Origin of the sequence: Anaeromicrobium sediminis, from assembly GCF_002270055.1 — a bacterium.
In the GTDB taxonomy this organism is placed as follows: domain Bacteria; phylum Bacillota; class Clostridia; order Peptostreptococcales; family Thermotaleaceae; genus Anaeromicrobium; species Anaeromicrobium sediminis.
The window spans coordinates 77,214-101,203 of sequence record NZ_NIBG01000007.1 but is presented as its reverse complement, the minus strand read 5'-3'; the positions used below and the strand labels follow the sequence as shown (position 1 = coordinate 101,203).

The following is a 23,990-nucleotide window of genomic DNA, read 5'->3' as shown; positions in this document are numbered from 1 at the left end:
TTTAATAGAATATAATTAAGCTATCATCAGGACTAATAGAAAAGGAGTGATACTTATGGCTACATTTTTCATATCAATATTATTGTTAGTGGCAGGTTATTTTGTTTATGGTAAGGTTGTGGAAAAGGTTTTTGGTATTGACGATACTAATCCTACTCCAGCCATGTCAATGGAAGATGGTGTTGACTATATTCCTATGAGTTGGCCAAGAATCTTCTTAATTCAGTTTTTAAATATTGCAGGACTAGGACCTATATTTGGTGCAGTAGCAGGGGCACTTTGGGGACCAGTAGCATTTTTATGGATTGTATTTGGATGTATATTTGCAGGTGCAGTTCACGATTATTTAACAGGTATGTTATCAATTAGACATAAAGGTACAAGTGTATCTGAAATAGTAGGTATATATTTAGGAGACACGGCTAAAAAAGTAATGAGAGTCTTTTCTGTAGTATTACTAATATTAGTTGGTGTAGTATTCGTAATGGGTCCAGCAGGACTACTTAGCAACTTAACTCCAATGAGCAAAGGTTTATGGATCGGAATCATAATTGTTTACTATATACTAGCAACAGTATTACCAGTAGATAAGTTAATTGGTAAGATATATCCCATATTCGGAGCATCATTATTAATAATGGCAGTGGGAATTGCCTTTGGTATAGTAACAAAAGGATATAATATTCCAGAGATTACTTTAGCTAATCTACATCCTAAATCTACTTCCGTATTCCCGTTCTTATTTATCACAATTGCCTGTGGAGCCATATCAGGATTCCATGCAACACAATCACCACTTATGGCTAGATGTGTGAGAAAGGAAAGTGAAGGAAGAAGAATATTCTACGGTTCAATGATTGCAGAAGGTATTATAGCTATAATCTGGGCAGCAGCTTCTATGGCATTCTTTGGATCAACGGAAGGTTTAGCAGCTTCATTAGCAAATGGTGGTCCAGCAGTAGTAGTAAATGAAATATCTACAACACTACTAGGACCTGTAGGTGGAGTATTAGCACTATTAGGGGTTGTAGCTTGTCCTATAACTTCTGGAGATACGGCATTTAGAAGTGCTAGATTAGTAATTGCAGATGCTATTAACTTAAAGCAAGAAGATATTAAAAACAGATTTATGATAGCAATACCATTATTCGCAGTAGGTATAGCTTTAACTCAAATAAACTTTAGTATCATTTGGAGATACTTCTCTTGGTCAAACCAAACACTAGCTATGATAGTACTTTGGGCAGCGGCTATGTATCTTCTAAAGAACAAGAAAAACCACTGGATATGCACAATACCAGCAACTTTCATGAGTGCCGTAACTACAGCCTATATCCTACAAGCTAAAGAAGGTCTAAAATTAGCAGCAGGATTCTCAAACATAACAGGTGTCGTAGTAGCAATAGTATTCTTTGGTTTATTCATGAAAAAAGCAAAGGAATATGAAAAAACAACTGTATAGAAATAGATAAATTCCTCTTGAGCTAATGGTCTTAAAACTATTAGCTCTTTTTAGGTATAAAATATTAATATTTAGAAGATATAGTAAAAAATGAATGGGCACATAAAAAAATAGCAAGGAAACAAATCCCTTGCTATTTTTAAAATTAAATATTTAATGATCATCACAACATTTATTATAGGAAGATTTATAGGGGCAATCTTTACAATAACGACCTTTAAAGGGGCAATTTGCACAAGGGCTACATTTACAAGGAGGACATTTACAATCGAAAAATTCACAAATGCAGGGGTTACAATTAATACTTGTACAGATGCTTGGTGGGTCGCTGTTTTTGCATTCATTATCAAAAAAATCGTTATTGGTACCATTATTATCAATATCTAACATGGTATTGCTACATACCTTATTTTGGACAAGGTTATTGTTATTTCCATCAATGTTGATTCCATCTTCTCCGTTGAAATTTATACAGTTCCTAATGATGTCGTTTCTAATTGCACCACTTACAATAGCTATTCCATTTTCTGTGTTCTTTTCGATTATATTTTCTTGAATAAGGTTGTCGTCAGAACCAGTACCAGTATCAATTCCGTTTCCATCATTTCTTTTAATTTTGTTTCTCGAAACAATGCAGTTGTCAGGGAATAATTCTAATCCATCACCATCATTATCCTTGATTTCATTATTGAGTAATGCGCACTCGCTGCTACTGCTATCCATTGTGATCCCTACAATGTTGTTGTCAAAGATTTTGTTACCTAATATGAGTATGCCGTCTGCACCGTCCAAATCCATACCTGTATCATTTCCATGGACTATATTCTCTATTATCCAGTTATCATTACTGTCTATGAATATACCGGTTGTAGCATCTTTGACTGTGTTTTTCCATATCAAGTTACGGTCCCCTCCATCAATCATAATTCCAACATCTACGTTTGTGATTTTGTTACAGATGATACGGTTAGCATCACTAGATAATTCGATTCCAACAGCATAATTTTGAATCTTAAATCCTTTTATTTCAATTCTATTAGCACCACCTGCAATGTCAAAGGCGACACCAGAGCCAGGCACAGGCGCATCAAGTATTACATTCTTACCATTGGCTACGATACGTATATCATCTCTAACACTAGGTATGGTAACTTCTTCATTATAGGTATCATTTTCAACTATGATTATATCACCATCACTCACTGAATTAACTGCAGCTTGTATAGTAAGGAAATTACCAGGAACATTAAATATTGCCATAAAATTTCACCTCCTTTTTTGGTATATAATATGCAGACAAGCCTAGGTTGTGATAGGACTTGAGGTAGAGGCTATGTATCTTATAGAGAAAAAGAAAAATTGATGATTTAGTATATATAGTACGTCCTATAGGGTATAATGAACGGTTATACTTATGAAATTTTATGAAAAGTGAAAAAAAACTTGACAAAGGAGTGAAAGGGTGTTAAGATTTAAAAAAATAAATTTAGAAAATTCTGCGAATGGAAAGAGTAGGTAGGATATGAGGGTTCAGCGAGTCGGGGGTGGTGGAAGCTCGATACGATTATACTTATTGAATGGGTCCATGAGAAGCGGTGTGAAATCTTTATGAGAGTACCACTTGCCGTAGGTCTTACGTTATAAAGACAGGGTATCGAAATAGATAGATCTATTTCCGTACTTGAAAGAGTGAGATAGTTAATACTATCTAAAATGGGTGGCAACACGGAATATAAACATTTCGTCCTATGTATATAGGATGAAGTGTTTTTTTATTTTGTATATGGATTTTGCTACGTGTTATAAGATAGTACTAATATTTAACCAGGGTGGCAACGCGGAATTTAAAGCATTTCGTCCCTATTTTATAGGGATGGAGTGCTTTTTTTTATTTACAGATAAGGAGTGAGTATATGATTTGTACAGATTTTAAAAAGTTTAAAGAATATAGTAAGGGTTTTAAAATGGCCCCTGTATCATTGGAAATGGAAGGAGATATGGATACACCAATTACTTTGTTTAAGAAACTTTCCAAGAATAAGAAGGGCTATCTTCTAGAAAGTGTTGAGGGAGGAGATAAATGGAGTCGCTATTCTTACATTGGAATAGATCCCTTTATGACAATAAGAGGTCATGGCAATAAGGTTATTGTAAAAAGGGGTAATGAGGTGACCAAGAAAGTAGGAAATGTGTTAGAGATAGTGAAAACATTGATGGATGATTACAGTATGGTTCCAATTAATAATATGCCTGATTTTACTGGAGGTGCAGTGGGATACATAGGCTATGACCTCATAAGAAACTATGAAAATTTAAAAAATGTGAACATGGATGATATAAAAATGCCTAATATACATCTTATGCTAACAAAGGAAGTAATCGTATATGACCATGTGAGACAGAAGATAAGAATCATTGTAAATGTTCCAATAGATAATCACATGGAGAAACTATATAAAAGAGCAGTAAATAGATTAAAAGAAATTAAGGAGGAAATATTAGAAAATGATATTTCTATAGAAAACAATGAAATGGAGTGTGAGGAAGAAATAAAATATGTGAGTAATGAAACTAAGGAAGAGTTCATGAAGAAGGTTTTACGAGCAAAGGAATATATAAGAAATGGAGATATATTTCAGGTGGTCTTATCCCAACGATTAGAAGTGGAAACAGATTTAAGCCCATTTAAGGCTTATAGAACTTTAAGAAGTATCAATCCCTCACCCTATATGTTTTATATAGATTTTGGAGAGTATCATCTAGTAGGGTCATCACCAGAATTATTAGTTAAAGTAAAGGGAGATATTGTAGAAACATGTCCCATAGCAGGAACAAGACCTAGAGGAAAATCATTAGAAGAAGATGATAAATATGCTGAAGAATTATTGAAAGATGAAAAGGAATTAGCAGAACATTTGATGTTGGTAGATTTGGGAAGAAACGATATAGGAAAGATATCAAAGTTTGGAACGGTAGAAGTAAATCAGTTTATGGATATACAAAAATATTCCCATGTTATGCATATTGTATCAAATGTCATTGGAGAAAAAAGAGAAGATTGCCATATGTATGATGGGTTAATAGCCTGCTTACCTGCTGGAACCGTATCTGGAGCACCAAAGGTAAGGGCAATGGAGATAATAGACGAATTGGAAAATAGAAAAAGGGGAGTATATGCAGGCGCTGTTGGATACTTAGGCTTTAATGGAAATATGGATATGTGCATTGCCATAAGAACTATGGTATTTAAGGAGCGTAAGGTGTATATGCAGGCAGGTGCAGGGATTGTTGCCGACTCTAATCCAGAAAGTGAATATTATGAGACCCTTAGAAAGTTAGAGGTACTCATGGAGACAATAAAGAAATCAAAGGGGGATTTATTTTGATTGTGATAATAGATAATTATGATTCTTTTACCTATAACTTATATCAATATGTAGGTGAGGTTAATCAAAATGTGAAGGTATATAGAAATGATGAAATAACAATAGAGGAATTAGAAAAAATGAATATTACTCATATTATTATATCCCCAGGACCTGGCTTTCCAAAGGACTCAGGCATATCCATGGAGGTTATAAAAAGATTTGGCAAACATATTCCAATTTTAGGTGTATGTCTTGGCCACCAAGGAATTGGAGAAGTATTTGGAGGTCGCATTGTACACGGAAAGAATATAATCCATGGAAAGACATCTATAATCGATCATAATGAAAAGGATTTATTTAAGGGCCTTGAAAATCCATTAAAAGTAACAAGATATCATTCTTTAGTTGTGGATAGTGGTTTTGTTCCTGATGAATTAGTGATTACAGCTAGAAGTTGTGATGGAGAAATTATGGCATTAAAACATAGAAAATATCCCATATACGGAGTACAGTTTCACCCAGAGTCTATTGCTACCCATGGGGGGAAAGACATATTGAATAATTTTCTAAAATTATAAGAAAGGGAGGTATGGAATATGTTAAAGTTTGCCATAAACAAAGTAATAAGTTATGAGAATTTGACAGAGTCTGAGATGATAAGGGCCATGAATGGAATTATGGATGGGCAGGCAACAGAATCACAAATAGGAAGTTTTTTAACAGGTCTTAGAATGAAGGGGGAAACATTAGAAGAGATTACTGGAAGTGCCAAGGTCATAAGAAACAAGGCACTGAGTATAAACATTAAGGATGATTATGCAATTGATACCTGTGGTACAGGGGGAGATGGGGCAAATACATTTAACATTTCCACAATATCAGCATTTATAGGGGCAGCTGCTGGAGTTAAAGTTATAAAGCATGGAAACCGTTCCGTTTCTAGTCAATGTGGAAGTGCAGATGTATTAGAAAGTTTAGGTGTGAATATTCATTTGAATCCTATAGAAGTACAGAAATGTGTAGAGGAATTGAAGATAGGGTTTATGTTTGCCCCTAATTTTCATAGGGCAATGAAGTATGCAATAGGGCCAAGACGTGAATTGGGAATAAGAACAATATTTAATGTACTTGGACCATTAACAAATCCTGCAAAGGTGAAGGGACAGGTACTTGGAGTATTTAATGAGGAGCTTACAGAACTTATGTCACAGGTTTTAAGGGAGTTAGGTACTGAGAGGGCAATGGTTGTTCATGGGTTAGATGGATTAGATGAGATTACCATTACTAACAGGACAAAGGTAAGTGAGCTAAAGGATAACAAGATAGTTAACTATTACATTGACCCTAGAGAGTATGGCTTACCACTGGCTAAAACTAAGGAGTTAATAGGAGGTGAACCTAAACAAAATGCAGAGATTATACTAAATATATTAAAAGGAGAAAAGGGACCAAGGAGAAATATGGTTTTGTTAAATGCAGGTGCAGCCATATATGTTGGAAAGAAAGTAGAATCCTTAGAAGAGGGAATAGATAAGGCTATGGAAGTAATAGATAGGGGCATTGCACTAAAAAAGTTAAATCAATTGGTGAAATTAAGTCAGGAGATGAGGAAATGATTTTAGATAAAATAGTAGCTTATAAAAAGAAGAAGGTAGATATGGAGAAGAAAATCTTTTCTCTTCACAAGATTATTTCTAAAATTGAGAGATGTAACGAAACAAGGGATTTTAAAAAGTCCATAAAAAGAAAAAAAGAATTAAGTATTATAGCTGAGATAAAAAAGGCATCTCCATCTAAGGGAATTATAAGAGAGGACTTTGATCCAATATCCATAGGTAAGTCTTATGAAAAAAATAAGGTGGAGGCAATATCCGTATTGACAGAGGATAAATTTTTTCAGGGGCAAGACTACTATTTATCAGAAATAAAAAAGACAACAACTATTCCTCTTTTAAGAAAGGATTTTATAATTGATCCATATGAAATTTATCAATCAAAGGCATTGGGGGCTGATGCTATTCTATTGATTGTAGGAATTTTATCTAAAAAAGAATTAATCCATTTTCAAAAGATTGCAAAGGACATAGGATTACAATGTCTAGTGGAGGTCCATGATAAATTTCAATTAGACATGGCATTAGATACACAAGGAGAGATTATTGGTATAAACAACAGAAACTTAAAAACATTTAAAACAAATTTAGAAACAACAGAGAAGCTAATAGAGTTTATTCCAAAGGATAAGGTAATAGTTAGTGAAAGTGGCATAAATACAAGAGATGATATGAAATTCCTCAAAGAACTAGGTGTGGATGGAGTACTAATAGGAGAAAGTCTAATGAGGGCCAAATCAATAGGGGAGAAGTTAATAAGTCTTAGGGGGGAATGAGGTTGACTAAAGTTAAAATATGTGGACTAAAAAATGAAGAAGATATTATATATGCAAATAAGTTAAAGCCAGATTATGTGGGATTTGTATTTGTAAATAGCACTAGACAAGTTAATAAGTACAGATCAAAAGAATTAATTGATGGATTAGATGAAAGTATAAAAAAGGTAGGGGTATTTTTAAATACACCATCCAATGAGGTAAATGAAATAGCTAAATATTGTAATTTAGATATACTTCAATTTCATGGTGACGAGTCCTCTGATTATTGTGATTCCTTTCATTATGAAGTATGGAAGTCATTTAGAGTAAAAGATATAAATAGTCTAAATGAAGTAGACAAATACCAGGTGAAAGGTATTCTATTAGATACTTTCACAAAGGGACAATATGGAGGGTCAGGTAAGACTTTTGATTGGAATCTGGCCACTAATATGAGAAAAAGTCAATTTGTAATTTTAGCTGGAGGACTTACAACTGAAAATGTAAAGAAGGCAATTGAGAGGGTGAAACCTATGGTTGTGGATGTGAGTAGTGGAGTTGAAGTAAATGGAGTTAAGGACTTTGAAAAAATGAAAAAGTTTATAGAGAATGTGAGGGGATAATATGAGCATTAAAGAAATACCAAAAGGATTTGGAAAATTTGGAGGTCAATTTGTACCAGAGACTTTAATGAATCCATTAATAGGACTAGAAAGGGAATTTTTAAGGACAAAGGAAGATGAAGATTTTCAAAATGAATATAAGTATTATGTTAAAGAATATTCAGGAAGACCAACACCCCTATATTATGCAGAAAATTTGACTAAGAAACTTGGGGGAGGCAAGATTTATCTAAAACGTGAAGATTTAAATCATACAGGAGCCCATAAGATTAACAATGTGATTGGCCAAGTTTTGTTAGCAAGGAAAATGGGAAAAAAGCGCATCATTGCAGAGACAGGAGCAGGACAGCATGGTGTGGCCACGGCTACCATATGTGCCATGTTTGGATTAGAATGTGAAGTTTATATGGGAGAAGAAGACATAATACGGCAACGGCTAAATGTATTTAAGATGAAATTATTAGGAGCTAAAGTCAATCCTGTATGTTCAGGGACAGGAACTTTAAAGGATGCCACCAATGAGGCCATAAGGGACTGGGTCACAAATGTGGATAATACCTTTTATGTGATTGGTTCTGTTGTAGGTCCACATCCTTATCCTACAATGGTAAGGGATTTTCAGCGGATCATAGGTGATGAAGTTAAAGAGCAGATTATTGAAAAGGAAGGAAGAATACCAGATTATTTAGTGGCCTGTGTGGGAGGTGGAAGTAATGCAATGGGATTATTTTACCCGTTCCATGAAGAAAAAAACATAAAAATATATGGTGTTGAGGCAGGTGGATTTGGAGTCCATACGAATAAACATGCAGCAACTATTACTAAGGGTTCTGTTGGTGTAATACATGGTATGATGACCTATTTACTTCAAGACGAATATTGACAGATTATGCCAGTACACTCCATATCAGCTGGATTGGATTATCCAGGAATAGGTCCAGAACATGCCTATTTCCATTATCTAGGTAGAGTAAATTATGTAGCCATAAATGATGATGAGGCAGTGAATGGTTTTGAGTATTTATCTAAAGTAGAGGGAATTATTCCTGCATTAGAAAGTGCCCATGCTATTGCATATCTAATGAAGCTGGCACCTAATACTCATAAAGATCAAATTATTGTAGTTAATTTATCTGGCAGGGGAGATAAAGATATCCATACTGTGTTAGAGGTCTTGGGAGGTATAAGTGATGAAGAGTAGAATTACAAAAAAATTTAATAGATTAAGGGAAAAGGATGAAAAAGCACTAATCGCATATATAACTAGTGGGGATCCAAACTTAGATAGGACTTTAAATTTAGTACTTCAAATGGAGAAGGCAGGAGCTGATATTATAGAGCTAGGTATCCCCTATTCTGATCCTTTAGCTGATGGCCCTGTTATACAGAGGGCAGCCCAACGTGCTTTAAAAGTGGGAACAAATATTGATTCTATTTTTCCTATGGTTTTTAAAGTAAGAGAAAAGACGGAAATACCTCTTGTATTTTTAGTGTATTTTAATAGTATTTACAGATATGGAATAAAGAGATTTTTAGATAAGTGCAAAGACAGTGGCGTAGATGGATTGATTATTCCAGATTTACCTTTAGAAGAGAGAAGAGAATTAAATGAGGTTATGAAAGATTACCCCATTGACTTAATTCCTTTAGTGGCACCTACATCTGAAGATAGAATAAGAAAAATTGTATCAGGGGCTGAAGGATTTGTTTATTGTATTTCATCAAAAGGAGTAACCGGAACAAGGGACAGTTTTGAAGTAGATTTATCCAATTTTATAAATAAAGTAAAGAAACATACTAGCATACCTTTAGCCATTGGATTTGGCATATCTAATGAAGAAACCATAAAAAAATTAAAGGGGTTATGTGATGGACTTATTGTTGGAAGTGCCATTATTGAGAAAGTTGAAGAAGGAATAAAAGATGACTCAGTAGAAGATAAAGTTTTTAATTTTGTAAGTGAATTGCATGAAGCACTTTAGAGATTGGAGGCTCTATAGTTAGACTTGAACAATGAAATTTTAAATTATGAAGTAAGAAATCTCATATTTTTTAATATGGGATTTTTTCATGGTTGAATGATGAAATTGTTAGACGAAGAGATGAAGGAAGTTATTTTGAAAAAATTTCCATAGTATTGTAATATGTAAGCATCTTGTATTTATATAAAAAGTGAAATAAGAGGTGAGAAATATAGCTATTAGGGATAAAATGTTTAGTACATATCCATATAAAAAAGAGAGGAAACAACTAAAAATAAAGAAATGGTGGAGGAGTTTTGAATTATACAAAAATAAGTAAATTTAATTATTTTAATTTCTGCCATGTGTTTTACATTGGTCCATAGTATTTATAACATCTACTATGGTATGATTTCTATTATATTAGCTGTTGTATTAATAATTGCATCATATATTCTTTTCTTTCTGAAATGTTCTTTTTAATTTTTTAAAAAATGGATACAACAAAACAATTAGTACGGCAACCCAAATAAAACTAAAACTAATCAAATGAATTCTAGTAAAAGATTCCTTAAATATAAATATGCCAATTATTAAGCTTAAAGTGGGTGCATAATATTGAATGAATCCAATTTTAGAGAGATTCACATGTTTTACTCCATAGGTAAACAATACTAAAGGAATAGCTGTAAATATTCCAGTAGAAATTAGGAGTAAAATATCTTGAAAACTTGATTTGAAAAGCACACCTTCCCCAATAAATTCCATATAAGTTAAATATATAAGTGCAAAAGGAGATAAAATTATTGTTTCGGCAGTAATTCCAATAATAGAGTCTATATCCATAATTTTCTTAAGGAAAGTATATATTGCAAAAGTTAAAACCAATAGAATTGCAATCAATGGGAGTCTACCAAAGCTGATTGTAATAATAGCAACGCCTATTAAAGCTGTCACTAACCCTAATATTTCATATAACTTGATATTTTCTTTAAGTATGAATACACCTAAACAAATTACCATAATTGGGGTTATATAATGACCTAAGCTCGCTTCGATTACTTGATTGGAGTATGGGGCGTATATGTTTAAAAGCCAATTAGAACCTATTAATATGGAACACATAATTATATAATAAATTCTTTGTTTTATCATAAATACATTAATCAATTCCTTTAGTTTTCTTGTGTATATTATTAATGCAATAAGCAATACTACTGACCAGATTATTCTGTGGGCCAGTAACTGAATCAGTGGTATTCCTTGAAATATTCTCCAGTATAATGATTGAATACCCCAAATTGTGTATACAAATATAACACTAATTAATCCATGATTTTTTTCTTTAACTTTACAATTTTTATTGTTATCCATAAATAACACTCCTATAAGGACTGGATTGTTTAAATGTCCTACAATTTCACTATACAGTAATTCATTAATATATTCAAGTAGAGACATGGTGACTGTACTGAAGCATAGTCAAAAATATTAAATAGCAGGGGGCAGTTTCCTTTGGCACATTTATTTTTGAAACCACTACTATACTAGTTACGTGAACCGTAGCTTAAGTATTAATGAAAGAGGAGGTGGATTATGAATAGTAATATAAAGAATAATATTTTACAAATCATTCTAGGTATAGTACTAACAATAGGAACTTATCGTGTAATCGACTTATTTAAAGAAAAATATTTAGACTTTGAGATCTTTGTAATACTACTTATAGGTCTTTCCATTTGGGGAGTCGTTAAAAGTAAGTGGAAAGTAATGTTTGGAACTTTCCTTGCAATAAATCTATTATTAGCAGGGGGCGCTTTTTATTTGTACCTAGCTATTAAATCATCAGGCTTAAAATAAGTTATACATATTAAATATGTGATTATATGATTGAAATGGGTATATATAAGTATACCTACTTTAGCTTAAAGAAAATAAATGAATCTAATATGGATTGATCTAGATTGGACATATATAAATAAAATAGGTGTATGTATTTTAGATAATAATATATAAGTAGTATATATATTAATTAGGTTAACAACTACTAAATAAAATTACTTTATTTATTGCAGAGGAGAGATTTGCATGAACAGAGTGGATGAATTCATTCGTATATATAATGATTTAGATAGAGAGATAAAAAAGAAACTAAAATTAGATAGTCACACATCTCATACGAAAGCCTTGCATATATTATCTAAGAAAAGTGACATCATAGCTAGAAATTTAGATGTTTTAACACAATATGCTAGATTAAGAAATTGTATAGTACATGATACGGTTTCTGGAGCAGGAGAACCAATAGCTGTTCCATTACCAGAAGTAGTAGAAAGATACAAAAGTATATTTAATAGATTTAAGAATCCTTTAACTGTATACGATATATGTACACATAGGTCCAAAATGTTAGTGGCATCACCAAATAGTTTAGTTATAGATGTTATGCAAGCTATGGAAAACTTACTTATATCTAGAGTTCCTATTATAAAAAATGAAAATGTCATGGGAATATTTAATGGAAATGTACTTATATATTATTTAGCGAGCACAAAGAATGGTTTCATATCAAATAATACAGTAATGGATGAGTTAATAGAATTTACAAACTTAGATTATAATAGAAAAGAACAATTTGATTTTGTTGACAAAAATTTGAATGTATATGATGCAGAAAAATATTTCAAGAAAAGAAATAAAAATAATCACAAGCTAGTAGCATTATTTATAACTTCAGATGGGACTAAACAGGGTAAACTTCTAGGATTATTAACAGAATGGGATTTGTTTAATAAGATAGATTGATTATAGAAATTGGGATGATATCTTCACAAGAAGGAAAGGAACTATTCTTGTGTTTTTTGATCGCTGCAATTTGTCCAAAATAAAAGGGCTAACCCTTAAGGAAGCCCTATTTTAGTATTAACATCTGTAATTAGCAGGTAGAAGCAGGGGGAATACTCTGTACAAACTTAAAAACATTGTCTGGATCGTATGTTGCTTTGACTCGTCGAAGTCGGGCAAAATTATCACCATAGTACTCTTGACCGTAATTTTTAATACCTAAATCGGGGACGTTCACATATGACCCGATTATAAAGGGTTGTAGTTCTATACGCGTCTGTTCAACTAATTGGATATTCCTTTGAGTTTGAGATTCATCAGTCCATTTAGAATTCCATTCCATATAATACTTTGTATTGCGCCAAAAGAAGGCTGTCTCATCAGAAGGTATACTATTCATAGTACCCCCTGAGTTAAGGAAAAAGAAATTAGAGGTTCCAGTTGTCTTTTCTAGAAAACTTCGAATAGATTGAAGTCCTTCTTCTGGTAATGGTTGCTCTACCCATGTAGATGACCACGTAGTATTCTGATCGCTAAATAGAGGCTGATTCGGTGCCCAAAACTCTATAGCTTCCAGTAGTGAAACCTCCTTAATAAATACCTTTATAGGAGTTCCAGTACCAGTTAAAGGTGTTAACAATTTTTCCAACTCTGCTTTAGGACCCAGGAAAATTCCTTGAGAACGAAGTGTACCATTCATTCTCGAATAGGCCTCTATTATGGAACCTAATCTTGTATCAACAGATGGAGACCAATTTTGCCATGTATCAATAACTTGTTCCAATTGTTCCCATGGCCAAAGGATTTCATATATTCCCACTTGAAAAGGTGCGGGGCGTACGTTAAATGTATAGGAAGTTATAACACCGAAATTTCCTCCTCCCCCTCCGCGAATAGCCCACAGGAGATCTGGGTGGTTATTTTCATCCACGTAGAGAACATCCCCATTTGCATCCACTATAGTAGCAGCTAAAATATTATCTGAGATTAGTCCAGTTGTACGTTGAACAACTGAAATTCCTCCACCTGTACTGATTCCACCTATACCAACGCTGGAACTATCTCCAAAGGGAGCTAAAACACCTTCCTGAGCAAGCATTTTTACAAGGGGGCCTACACGTATTCCAGTTTCAACCTTAGCGGTTCCATTTGCTTTATCTAACGTAACATTTCTCATTGAACTAACATCTATAACTATTCCGCCATTTACTTGTGAAAAATCTTTTGCTAATGCATGTCTTCCGCTACGCATCCTTATAGGGACATTATTTTTACGTGCCCACTTAATGGCATTTGACACATCTTTTTCTTCATGTGCAAAAACAAAAACGATGGGGAATGCATTGGTGAACGGATTCCAATTCATGCGTGCTTGTTTATATGCAGGATCATTTGGATAAATTACTGTACCCGTTAATTTTATTTTCTCTTTCATTTAATACACCTCTCATATATTGTTAAGTTGCATAAAAGTAATATAAATTTTTTATGAACATATTTTAAATACACTTTTGATTTTTAAAATTATTTATAAAAATCACGAGTAGCAATCTTTGTTTTGGTATATTATATGAGACAAGGTTAGATGAGTGTTATACTGTTTGAAAAATAATGTATAATCTAAGTACACCTAGCAATACTATTAATCTTTTTTTAGTTAGCATGAATTATAACGAATGAAAGGGGAGATAAATTATACATATTAATTATGTGGATGTATTCTCCTAATGGATATATATATACGTATTTTAACTGAAGGGAAGAAACTAAATGAATCATATAGGAATTGATCTAGCTTGGACATATAAAAATGAGACAGGTATATGTGTTTTAGATAATAATGGAGAGGTATTACACTTAGAATCAAAGGTGTATACTGATGATGAGATTGTGCATATTGTAGATAGGTTTTCAAAAGAAGGTGCTATTGTTTCTATTGATGCTCCTATTGTAGTAAAGAATATGACTGGTTCTAGGGATGCTGAACGGTTGCTTATGAGAGAAAGAATTCATGGACGGAGAATTTCTTTATTTGTTGCAAGTAGGGGATACTTAATTAGGAACTATGGAAGTATACGAGGTGAAGTTTTAGCCAATAAAATAATAGATAGAAATGATAGGTTTAAAATTACTTATGAAATTGAAAAAGAAATGTTTGGAATAATAGAGACTTTTCCAAGTGGTATCTGTTTATCGGCATTTCCAGAAATATGCCCCATTAAGTATAAAATAAATAGGAAGATTCCATTTGAAGAAACAAAGTTAGAAATGGAAAGAATAATAGATTGTTTTAAAAAGCTTGAGAATGAAGAGAATAAGGTTAGTTCTCTAGTGAAACATTTTAATATTAATATACGTGAATTAAACAAAAAAGAATTTAAACATATTGAAGACAAAATAGATGCTTTTTTATGTGCCTATTCTTCATATAGCATTATTACTGGAAAGACAGAGAACAGAGTATATGGTAATCATGAGGATGGCTTTATAGTTTTGCCATTTGTAAGGGATATGGAAGAAAATATAAATTAGATACGTGAGCTAGAGTTAATACTAACTCTAGTTTTTTGTTTATATAACAAAATTTGTTTTGAATTTCAAAGAAAATTATAAATATAACTTAATATATGCGCTTGGATAAACGATTCCTTGAACTTTGAGATAAGAAAACAGTATTATTGTATGCTAATGAAAGATGTGTTAGAATTTTAGTTATTAAGAGTAATACAAAAACTGACAAAAATAGAGAGAAATAAACTAATAGGTAAAAGACACTAGGTTAATGTAAGTTTCTAACAAACATGTATTTTTTTAATATTCCAGGAGGAATGTAGCTTATGAAGCAATTAGATCATGAAAAAGAAGCAGGTTATATTATAGAATCAAAAAAAAGATGTATTGAATTAGGTATGAAACCCGATGAACTTAGGGTGCCTAAAAATATTATGTCAGAGTTAACTTTGGCAGAAAAGAAAGAAGCTTATAAAGAAATATTAGAGGTTGTAAGATTTTTTAGTAAGAAAATAATGAAATCATTAGAGGGGACTCCCATATTAATAGTTATTTCAGATGAAAATGGATATTTATTAGATATGCTTGGAGATGAAACAATAAAATCTACTATGGCTCAAGCAGGAATTAAGACCGGTATTCAATTTAACCAAGATCACATGGGTACAAATGTAGTTAGTTTAACCCTAAAACAAAATCACCCTGTACAGTTAATAGGAAAGAACCATTTTCATGAATTTTTACATAACAGTGCTTGCTATGGAGTACCATTTCATTATACGGATGATAATAATCTATTGGGAAGTATATGTATAATGACTGCCCAAATACTTCACAATCCATTTTTCTTAATGACATTAACTACAGTAGTTGATGCAATAGAACGTGAATTATTACTTAGGAAACAAAACCATAAGCTTAATGTAATGAATCAAATAATGTTAAGTAAAACTAGAAATGCAATTATTGTTACAGATATAAACGGAAAAGTAGTAGATTTCAATGAAGTTGCAGAAAAAATATCTGGATTTAAAAAAGAGGAGATTATAGGAAGTGTTATTTATGACTCTCCAATAACAGGTCACTTTTTTAAAGATGTTTTATGTAATGAAAAAAGTTATGAAGATGTTGAGATAAGATTAAAAAATAATAATAAGGAAGAATATGTTTGCCTCGTGGATATCCAACCTATTCATGATGAAAATTTAAACATGATAGGTGCTTTTGGACAATTTAGAGACATTACAGAAAGATATTTGGCTGAAGAAAAATATAATTATTTGGCATATCATGATGAGTTAACAGGATTACCAAATAGAAGATATTCTAAAGAGATACTAAATAAATATATCAATAACTATACTAGTCAATCAGCCCACATGGCACTTATATATTTAGATCTAGATAAATTAAAAATGATTAATGATACATTTGGTCACTCGAAGGGTGATTTACTCATAAAAGAGGCTGCGATTATATTAAAAGAATGCCTAAACGAGGATGACTATGTTTTTCGTGTAGGTGGAGATGAATTTATATTATTATGTTTCAATATTGAAACTAGGCAACAAGCAGCTGAACTTGCAGAAAAAATTATAAATGCATTTAATAAAACAATTATAATTGATAATTATCACCTGAATATAACATCGAGTTTGGGAATTTATTTATATAATGAAAACCCAACAGATTTTGAAAACTGCTTAATTTATGCTGATAATGCCATGTATAAAGCAAAGTCTAATGGAAGAAATGGTTATGTTATTTATGACCCCATATTAAAAGAATCCTATAAAGATAAATTAACTTTAAAGATGGATATTGAAAAAGCATTAGAAAATGATGAATTCATGCTTTACTATCAACCCCAAGTGGACATAAAAAACGGTAATATAATAGGTGTTGAAGCACTAATTAGGTGGATGCATAGGGAAAAAGGAATGATTTATCCTGATAAATTTATTCCTATTGCAGAGGAGACTGGGTTAATTTCTAAGATAGGTGAATGGGTACTAAGGGAAGCTTGTTCACAGGTGAAAAAATGGCAAAATAGTAATTTACCTTTAATAAAAGTAAGCGTAAATCTATCAGTCCAACAATTTCTAAAAAGTGACTTAACGGAAGTTATTAAGGATATCTTATCCAAAACTGAAATTGATCCTAAATATTTGGAATTAGAGATTACTGAAAGCATGGCCATGGAGGTGGATTATGCAATAAAAATACTAAAGGAATTAAGGAACTTAGGGGTTAGAGTTAGTATTGATGATTTTGGAACTGGGTATAGCTCATTGAGCTATTTGAAAAAATTCTCTATTAACTATCTAAAAATAGATAAATCTTTTGTCTGGGATATTATGAATGATGAAAGTGATGCAAATATAGTTGGTACTATTATCTCTATGGCTCACAACTTAGGTTTAGAGGTTATAGCCGAAGGGGTTGAAGATAAGGATCAATTAAAGTTTTTACAACAGGGTAATTGTAATTTTGTACAAGGTTACTTTTTTAGTAGACCAATATGTGCAGAAGATTTTCAAAGGGAATTTTATAATTTACAAAGGGAATTTAAGAAAAAAATTAAATAAAAATTAAATAAATATCAGGGGGAGGAAGATAAAATTGAAAAGCGTAGCATCAATTTTAGTATCACATTTTAAGAAATGGGAAATTAATCATGTTTTTGGTATACCTGGAAGCCCTCTTGTTCCATTGTTTTTGGAATTAGATGAACAGAATATGAATTACATGTTAACTAGACATGAGGGTGGAAGTGGTTATGCCGCAGCAGGGTATGCAATGATGAACAGAAGATTAGGTGTAGCCATTGGAACAGCAGGTCCCGGTGGGACAAATTTATTAACCGCAGCAGGTCAAGCCAAGGCTTCTCATTTACCGGTGTTATTTATTACTGGTCAACAACCTATAAAAAGTATAGGAAAGGCTTTGGGACAGGATTCTACAGTGTTTGGTACTGATTTGGTTAAAATGTTTGAGCCAGTTACAAAGTTTAGTGCTAGAGTTGAAAGGGCTGACCAATTCCAATTGTATTTAAAACATGCACTGGAAAGAGCTCATTCTGGAGTTAAAGGGCCAGTTCATCTATCTTTACCATATGATGTGTTAAATGAACAAATAGAAGAATTTGAGCTTGATTTACCTGTTAACATGTGTGGCGTGATTTCTTCTGAATTAGATGAATTTATTAACAAGCTTCATAATGCTAAGAGACCTGTAATTTTAGCTGGTAAAGGTGTCCATTCAAGCTTAGCTTATGAAGAAGTCAGAAAACTAGCAGAACTATGGAATATACCAGTTATGACTACACCAGGGGGAAAAGGCACATTTATAGAAAATCATCCATTATGCCTTGGTGCATTAGGCCTAGGTGGTACAGAAAAATCAAGTGAATATATTAAAGAAGATATAGATTTGCTGATTGTTATTGGAAGTAAATTATCAAACATGTCACTAGTAGGTATATGTCCTGAGAACTATCCTAGAGAAGTTGTTCATTTAGATTATGATCCCACTTTTATAGGAAAATCACTAAGGGTTCCAACATTACCCATAATTGGTGATATTAAAGTAAATCTTCAAGCATTGTTGGATAAAGTTTCTAACAAACCAGAAAATGAATTTTATCTGTTAAATGAAGAGTATGAGATTATGGAGAATAAAAGTGATTTTTATATTTCAGCCATCAAAGCGATAGAAACCATAAGACAAGAGCTACCAGATGATTCGATTATTTTTGGTGATGATGGAAGTCATACATTTTATGCAATAAAATATTTTAACATAAGAAAACCTGGTACATTCTTTTTTGATGATGTATTTGGAGCAATGGGACATGCTATAGGTTACTCCATAGGAGCACAGTTAGCAGAAGATAAATCTAGAATTATTTGCTTAACTGGTGATGGGTGTACCTTCATGCATGGGACTGAAATGTCTACAGCAGCAAATTATAATATTCCTGTTACTTTTATTATATTTAATAACGGAAAATTAGATATGGTAGACAAAGGTATGAAGTGTATTATGGGAAAGGCTATAGGAAGCACATATAATATACCATTAGATGGTAAAAAGTTTGGAGAATCTATGGGAATAAGATCCTTCAAGTGTTGTAATGAATTTGAATTGAAAGAGGCTCTAGAAGTTTCAAACTTACATAATGAAACAATTATTATAGAAGTTATGGTTGATCCAGAGGAGATGCCACCAACAATGAAAAGGGGATAGGAATATGAACAGCGATTATGAAAAAGGAATTAAGATCTTAAAAGAAATGACAGATAATGAGGGAATGGAAGGAATAGAACATGTAAAAAGTATATTTCCTGACTTTGAGGATAAAATTGTTGCCTTTGGATATGGACAGATATATTCAAGACCAAATTTAGACTTGAAAATGAGAGAAGTTGTAACTCTAACTACTCTTATAACCCAAGGTGCATTTGAACAGTTAAATTTTCATATGAAGGCAGCTCTGAAGGTTGGTCTCACACGCGAAGAAATATTAGAAATTATTCTACAGTGTGCAGCCTATGCAGGATTTCCTAAAGCTTGTAGTGCTTTAGCTATTGCAGGTGACATTTTTAAGAATAGTGAAATTTAATTTTTTAAATAGAAATAGATAATCTTACCTGGAGCTAATGGTTTTATTACCATTAGCTCTTTTTAAGTATATAATATACAATTTGTAAATTTTACCATATTGTTATAATATTAAATTATGAAATTTAGCAGGGAAAAAGAAAGATGAGGCTTACACCCATATTTCTGCTAAAGAATTTATAGGTATGAAAGACCTCACAGTATTGGGAGTGGGTATTGTGGAAATTAAAAATAAGATTGATAGTCTTTTAATTAACCAAAAAAACATATTAAAGGAATATGAAGATCTTGTAGAAAAATTAAATGTAGACCATGGAATAAATGAAAATATTGAACTAAAAAAAGAAATTGATAATTATAAAAAATCTTTGAATGAACTAAAAAAAAGGCAGGCTCAATTAATAGGAGAGAATATGAGTCTAAATGCTTCATTAAAAGAACAAATGATTAATGAAAAAATAGGTATTTTGAATGGATCTAAAAGGAAGATGGAGATTTATTTTAAAGATGAAACCAATAAAAATATAAATAAATTAAGGGCATTAGAAAGATCTGTTAAAGGCAAACTTGATAAACTTAAAAATATTGCTAAAAGGGAGCTAGGAGACGAAAAGGAAGAAATTTTTTCTCAAATTGATAAAATTAAAATAGAACTTGAGAAGAAAATTGCAATAAGAAAGGAAAAGATTGAGAAAGAAAGGGACAGTATTCTTGAAGAAATTAAAAGAGAATATGATGAACTTAAAAACGAAGGAGTTAGCAATGAGGTTCTAAAGAAAAAGAAAAAATACAATGACATAGAAGTTAAGATAGGACTTAATTGGATAAATAAAGCAGGTGTTATTTTGGTACTTTTAGGTGTTTCTACTGCAATGAAATACACATACTCAACCTGGTTTAATGAATATATGAAGGGGATTTCAGGCTTTTTATTAGGAGCGTTACTATTGGGAGTGGGAGAATGGTTTAATAAAAAAGATAAGAATTTATTTGCCCTAGGGTTAAGTGGTGGAGGAATTGGTGTATTATATCTTTCTGTATTTAGTAGTTACTTTATTTTAAATATACTAACCATGTCAATAAGTATATTTTTATCCATTCTTATAACTATGGTTTCCCTAGTGCTATCTAAAAGGTATACCTCTAGAACCATATGTGGAATATCACTTATAGGGGGATATTTGCCATTTTTTAGTTATGTATTTACCCAAGGAATATCAGGTGTTGCTGTTTAGATAGTTATGGGATATTTGTTTATTTTGAATTTATTAGTCTTAGGCCTTTCGTTAGAAAGAAGATGGATTTATATAAACTATCTAAGCTTTGCACTAAATATTCCTTGCCTTGTATATTTAGCATTTAAATCTCCAAACAAAATTATTAGTATATGTTACGGAGTAGTGACCTTTATAATGTATTTGGCAATAACCCTTGTGTATCCTATCAGAGAGAAAATAAAACTAAAAAAAGTAGATGTGGCCTTATTAGGATTAAATACTGTGATTAACTGTTTAGTTGTATATGGATTATTTGAAATAGGAGGATATTATTCATATAAAGGGCTACTGGCATTAATATATGCATTAATATATTTAGCCTTAGGCCAATTTATCCATAAAAGTGTTTCACAGGAGAAATCCATTGAGGGACTGTTTTATATAACTGCAATGACCTTTAGTATTTTAATGATACCTTTTCAATTTGGCGTTGAGTGGGCATCCTTAGGATGGTTAATAGAAGGAATTTTAATGATTTATTATGCTAATAAATATTATGGGAATAAAAGTGATACTGAAAAAATGGAATTAGGTGGATGGATTATACTTGGTTTATGCGTCTTAGGATTTATAATGGTAGACTTCCTACAGATGTGGAATATTAAGTATTTAACCTTAAGGTATACTCTAATAAGTTTAGGTCTTATATATGTCCTTTCTTTATATGTTGGAAAACTAAATAAGAGTGAACTATTTAAATATACTAGGAAAGGTAAGTTACTGACCTATTATAAATACTTTACCATTATGAATACATGGATATATTTTATGAGAATTACATGGATAATCTATGATGAGTATATTCAATCATATGAGAATTTCTATTTTTTAATAAGTATAGCCTTAGTTACAGGTTTATTTGCTTATCTCATATCTAGGATAAAAGTTATACAGGATGAAGTAGTTAGTAAAATATCTATAGGTCTTTATGTGTTTGTAGATTTACTAGGCTTTACCATGAACTTTTATAAAGTCGGATATGGAGTAGGAAATTCTAATCATAGAGTCTTAGGAATAATAATTCTTATACTTTATAATACATTTGTACTTTTCAGTATAAAAGATTTAACATGGAGATTTATTAAGAAAAGGGGAATGAGTGTAGAGATTTATCCAATGTCTGTGGCCATATACATTCTAGGTGCAACTATGATAGTTCTTACTAATCAATTTAATTTAAAGAACATAAACCTTATAATAAGCATTTTCTTCTTAGTCATGTCATTTGTGTATGTAATCTACGGATTTAAGAAAAAATTTGTCATTTTAAGAAGGTTTGGATTAGGATTATCCATTTTTTCAACGGCAAAATTGTTTATATTTGATCTTGCATTTTTAAATACAACAGGAAAAATTGTTGCATACTTTTGTTTTGGATTAGTATTGATTGGAATATCCTATATATATCATAAGCTAAAAAATAGTATGGGAGGGCTCAGGGAAGAATGAAAAAAATATCAGCAGGACTAATACTTATATTAATTTTTTCTATGAACGTAATAGGTTTTGCACAAGAGAGTCTAGATGGGTGGATGTATTTTAAAAAAATTAATCACAATACTAGTGATGAATACAAATCATTTTTTTTAGATGAGGAAGTTTATAGATATGCTAAAAGGGATTTATCAGATATTAGGATTATAAATGATAAAGATGAGTTTATACCCTATTATATTTTTAATAAATATTTGATGAGTGAAAGAGAAGTAAATGTTGAATATGATTTAAAAGAAATACTATCTTATATGAAGAAAAATGATCAATATGTAGATTTTCAAATTGTATCAAAAGAAGATAATGTGGACGTGCTAGGAAATAAGTTGGAATTTGAAATTGAAAAAGATTATTTTTTGAAAGATATAAAGATCTATGGAAGTTATGACAATGAAAAATGGGATTTCATAAAAAGGGATAACATATATAGAACAAATGAAGCGGAAAAATTGAATGTATCATTAGATGATGTTTATAAGTTTACTTATTATAGAATTGTACTTATAAATGATGTAGAAAAGACTTTTATAAAAAATTCTAAACTCCTATTTAATAAAAGAGAAGTAGCATATAAGGATTATGAAAGAACAAAAAAGGCGAACTATAGTATTGAAAATAAGGGGAAAGACACGATCATACTTTTAAATAACGAAGATCATCTTATGATAAAAGATATAAAGATTATTAGTGATGATAATTTTAAAAGAAATTATTCTCTTTATTATAAAAATCATAATGAAGAAGCCTATAATCTGTTTAATACTGGAGAAATATATCAAATAAAACTTGAAAATTTTAAAGCTGAGGAAAATAAAATAAGATTAAATGAGTTTTCAAACTCGTTTCTTTCCTCAGATGAAATTAAAATACTTATAGACAATAAAGATAATAAACCTATAAACATAAAGGAAATAGAGGTAAGTTACTATATAGATAAAGTAGTATTTAAAGATGATGGTAGTAATGATTATAAAGTCATGTTTCACAATAAAGGTGGGAAAAGGCCAGATTATGATATAGAAACCTATAAAAGTTATATAGAAAAAGAGAAACAAGAAATTTGTAGCTTATCTTATTTGGAAAAAAGAGACGTAAAAAATATTCAAAAGGAAGATAAAGATATAAACTATAAACCCATATTAAATACAATAATTATTCTAATTTCTATATTTCTTTTAGTAGTAATAATTAAAAAATCAGGGTTTAAAGATATTTAGTTAAAAAAAGATGATGAATTCAAATAGATAATACACTAGGGCTAATGATTATGATCATTAGCTCTTTAATGAATATATGGAGTTAAATAAAGAATTTAAAACTGATCACATATAAGGAAATACAATAAATAGAGCTAAAAATTAGCTCTATTTATGACTGGTTTAAGATTCAAGAAAATATGGTCTTTTATTTTTAATAGTTAGAATTAGTAAAGCTTATAATGATGATTACTTAATAT

At 31.3% G+C, this 23,990-nt stretch carries 19 protein-coding genes, 1 pseudogene and 1 other annotated feature; of the genes and pseudogenes, 17 read left to right on the top strand and 3 right to left on the bottom strand.

The features are described from left to right. Positions 1-55 precede the first annotated feature (55 nt). The gene (locus tag CCE28_RS09820; protein WP_095133438.1) at positions 56-1,462 is read left to right on the top strand and encodes a carbon starvation CstA family protein; all 1,407 of its coding nucleotides are present in this window, start codon (positions 56-58) and stop codon (positions 1,460-1,462) included. Positions 1,463-1,615: 153 nt separating this feature from the next. Here CCE28_RS09820 and CCE28_RS09815 read toward each other — a convergent pair whose 3' ends face one another. After that, the gene (locus tag CCE28_RS09815; RefSeq protein ID WP_095133436.1) at positions 1,616-2,722 is read right to left on the bottom strand and encodes a right-handed parallel beta-helix repeat-containing protein; all 1,107 of its coding nucleotides are present in this window, start codon (positions 2,720-2,722) and stop codon (positions 1,616-1,618) included. Between the two features lie 229 nt (positions 2,723-2,951). Next, positions 2,952-3,214: a binding site (T-box leader), on the top strand. Between the two features lie 161 nt (positions 3,215-3,375). On the opposite strand from CCE28_RS09815, the gene trpE reads away from it, so the two are divergent. The 8 genes from trpE to trpA are packed head-to-tail and all read left to right on the top strand — an operon-like array spanning position 3,376 to position 9,806. Beyond that, the gene (gene trpE, locus CCE28_RS09810; protein WP_095133434.1) at positions 3,376-4,848 is read left to right on the top strand and encodes an anthranilate synthase component I; all 1,473 of its coding nucleotides are present in this window, start codon (positions 3,376-3,378) and stop codon (positions 4,846-4,848) included. A 2-nt stretch (positions 4,849-4,850) separates the two neighbouring features. Continuing rightward, entirely contained in the window at positions 4,851-5,408 is a 558-nt protein-coding gene (locus tag CCE28_RS09805; RefSeq protein ID WP_330396843.1) for an aminodeoxychorismate/anthranilate synthase component II, read from the top strand. 18 nt (positions 5,409-5,426) lie between these two features. Beyond that, a complete protein-coding gene (trpD, locus tag CCE28_RS09800) occupies positions 5,427-6,446 on the top strand; it encodes an anthranilate phosphoribosyltransferase (protein ID WP_095133429.1) in 1,020 nt (339 codons plus the stop codon). Continuing rightward, a complete protein-coding gene (trpC, locus tag CCE28_RS09795) occupies positions 6,443-7,219 on the top strand; it encodes an indole-3-glycerol phosphate synthase TrpC (protein WP_095133427.1) in 777 nt (258 codons plus the stop codon). The genes trpD and trpC overlap by 4 nt, the downstream gene beginning before the upstream one ends. A 2-nt stretch (positions 7,220-7,221) precedes the next feature. Then, positions 7,222-7,824, top strand: a complete 603-nt coding sequence (locus CCE28_RS09790; protein WP_095133425.1) for a phosphoribosylanthranilate isomerase — start codon at positions 7,222-7,224, stop codon at positions 7,822-7,824. Position 7,825: 1 nt separating this feature from the next. Next, entirely contained in the window at positions 7,826-8,707 is an 882-nt protein-coding gene (gene trpB, locus CCE28_RS09785) for a tryptophan synthase subunit beta (RefSeq protein WP_330396840.1), read from the top strand. Positions 8,708-8,713: 6 nt separating this feature from the next. Further along, on the top strand, positions 8,714-9,025 hold the full coding sequence (locus tag CCE28_RS23105; RefSeq protein WP_330396839.1) for a hypothetical protein: 312 nt from the start codon (positions 8,714-8,716) through the stop codon (positions 9,023-9,025). Continuing rightward, a complete protein-coding gene (trpA, locus tag CCE28_RS09780; protein WP_095133423.1) occupies positions 9,015-9,806 on the top strand; it encodes a tryptophan synthase subunit alpha in 792 nt (263 codons plus the stop codon). The genes CCE28_RS23105 and trpA overlap by 11 nt, the downstream gene beginning before the upstream one ends. 426 nt (positions 9,807-10,232) lie before the next feature. Here the strand turns inward: trpA and rarD are convergent, their stop codons facing one another. Continuing rightward, positions 10,233-11,159, bottom strand: a complete 927-nt coding sequence (gene rarD, locus CCE28_RS09775) for an EamA family transporter RarD (protein ID WP_176461756.1) — start codon at positions 11,157-11,159, stop codon at positions 10,233-10,235. Between the two features lie 222 nt (positions 11,160-11,381). Between rarD and CCE28_RS09770 the strand changes: the two genes are divergently transcribed. Next, entirely contained in the window at positions 11,382-11,645 is a 264-nt protein-coding gene (locus tag CCE28_RS09770; RefSeq protein WP_095133419.1) for a hypothetical protein, read from the top strand. 228 nt (positions 11,646-11,873) lie between these two features. Further along, positions 11,874-12,590, top strand: a complete 717-nt coding sequence (locus tag CCE28_RS09765; RefSeq protein WP_095133417.1) for a CBS domain-containing protein — start codon at positions 11,874-11,876, stop codon at positions 12,588-12,590. A 130-nt stretch (positions 12,591-12,720) separates the two neighbouring features. On the opposite strand, the gene CCE28_RS09760 is transcribed toward CCE28_RS09765, so the two are convergent. After that, the gene (locus CCE28_RS09760) at positions 12,721-13,995 is read right to left on the bottom strand and encodes an FAD-binding oxidoreductase (RefSeq protein WP_242972949.1); all 1,275 of its coding nucleotides are present in this window, start codon (positions 13,993-13,995) and stop codon (positions 12,721-12,723) included. A gap of 404 nt (positions 13,996-14,399) precedes the next feature. On the opposite strand from CCE28_RS09760, the gene CCE28_RS09755 reads away from it, so the two are divergent. From CCE28_RS09755 to CCE28_RS09725, 6 genes and pseudogenes are all read left to right on the top strand, one after another. Beyond that, a complete protein-coding gene (locus CCE28_RS09755; RefSeq protein ID WP_095133413.1) occupies positions 14,400-15,161 on the top strand; it encodes a DUF429 domain-containing protein in 762 nt (253 codons plus the stop codon). Between the two features lie 305 nt (positions 15,162-15,466). Beyond that, entirely contained in the window at positions 15,467-17,728 is a 2,262-nt protein-coding gene (locus CCE28_RS09750; protein WP_095133411.1) for an EAL domain-containing protein, read from the top strand. 34 nt (positions 17,729-17,762) lie between these two features. After that, positions 17,763-19,388 (top strand): thiamine pyrophosphate-binding protein, encoded by a 1,626-nt coding sequence (locus tag CCE28_RS09745; RefSeq protein WP_095133409.1) that lies wholly within the window; start codon positions 17,763-17,765, stop codon positions 19,386-19,388. Between the two features lie 4 nt (positions 19,389-19,392). Continuing rightward, complete coding sequence (locus CCE28_RS09740) at positions 19,393-19,764, top strand: carboxymuconolactone decarboxylase family protein (RefSeq protein ID WP_095133408.1); 372 nt, start codon at positions 19,393-19,395, stop codon at positions 19,762-19,764. Positions 19,765-19,948: 184 nt separating this feature from the next. Next, positions 19,949-22,489, top strand: a pseudogene (locus CCE28_RS09730) (DUF2339 domain-containing protein). Beyond that, positions 22,486-23,751, top strand: a complete 1,266-nt coding sequence (locus tag CCE28_RS09725) for a hypothetical protein (RefSeq protein WP_095133402.1) — start codon at positions 22,486-22,488, stop codon at positions 23,749-23,751. The pseudogene CCE28_RS09730 and the gene CCE28_RS09725 overlap by 4 nt, the downstream one beginning before the upstream one ends. Positions 23,752-23,990: the final 239 nt, after the last annotated feature.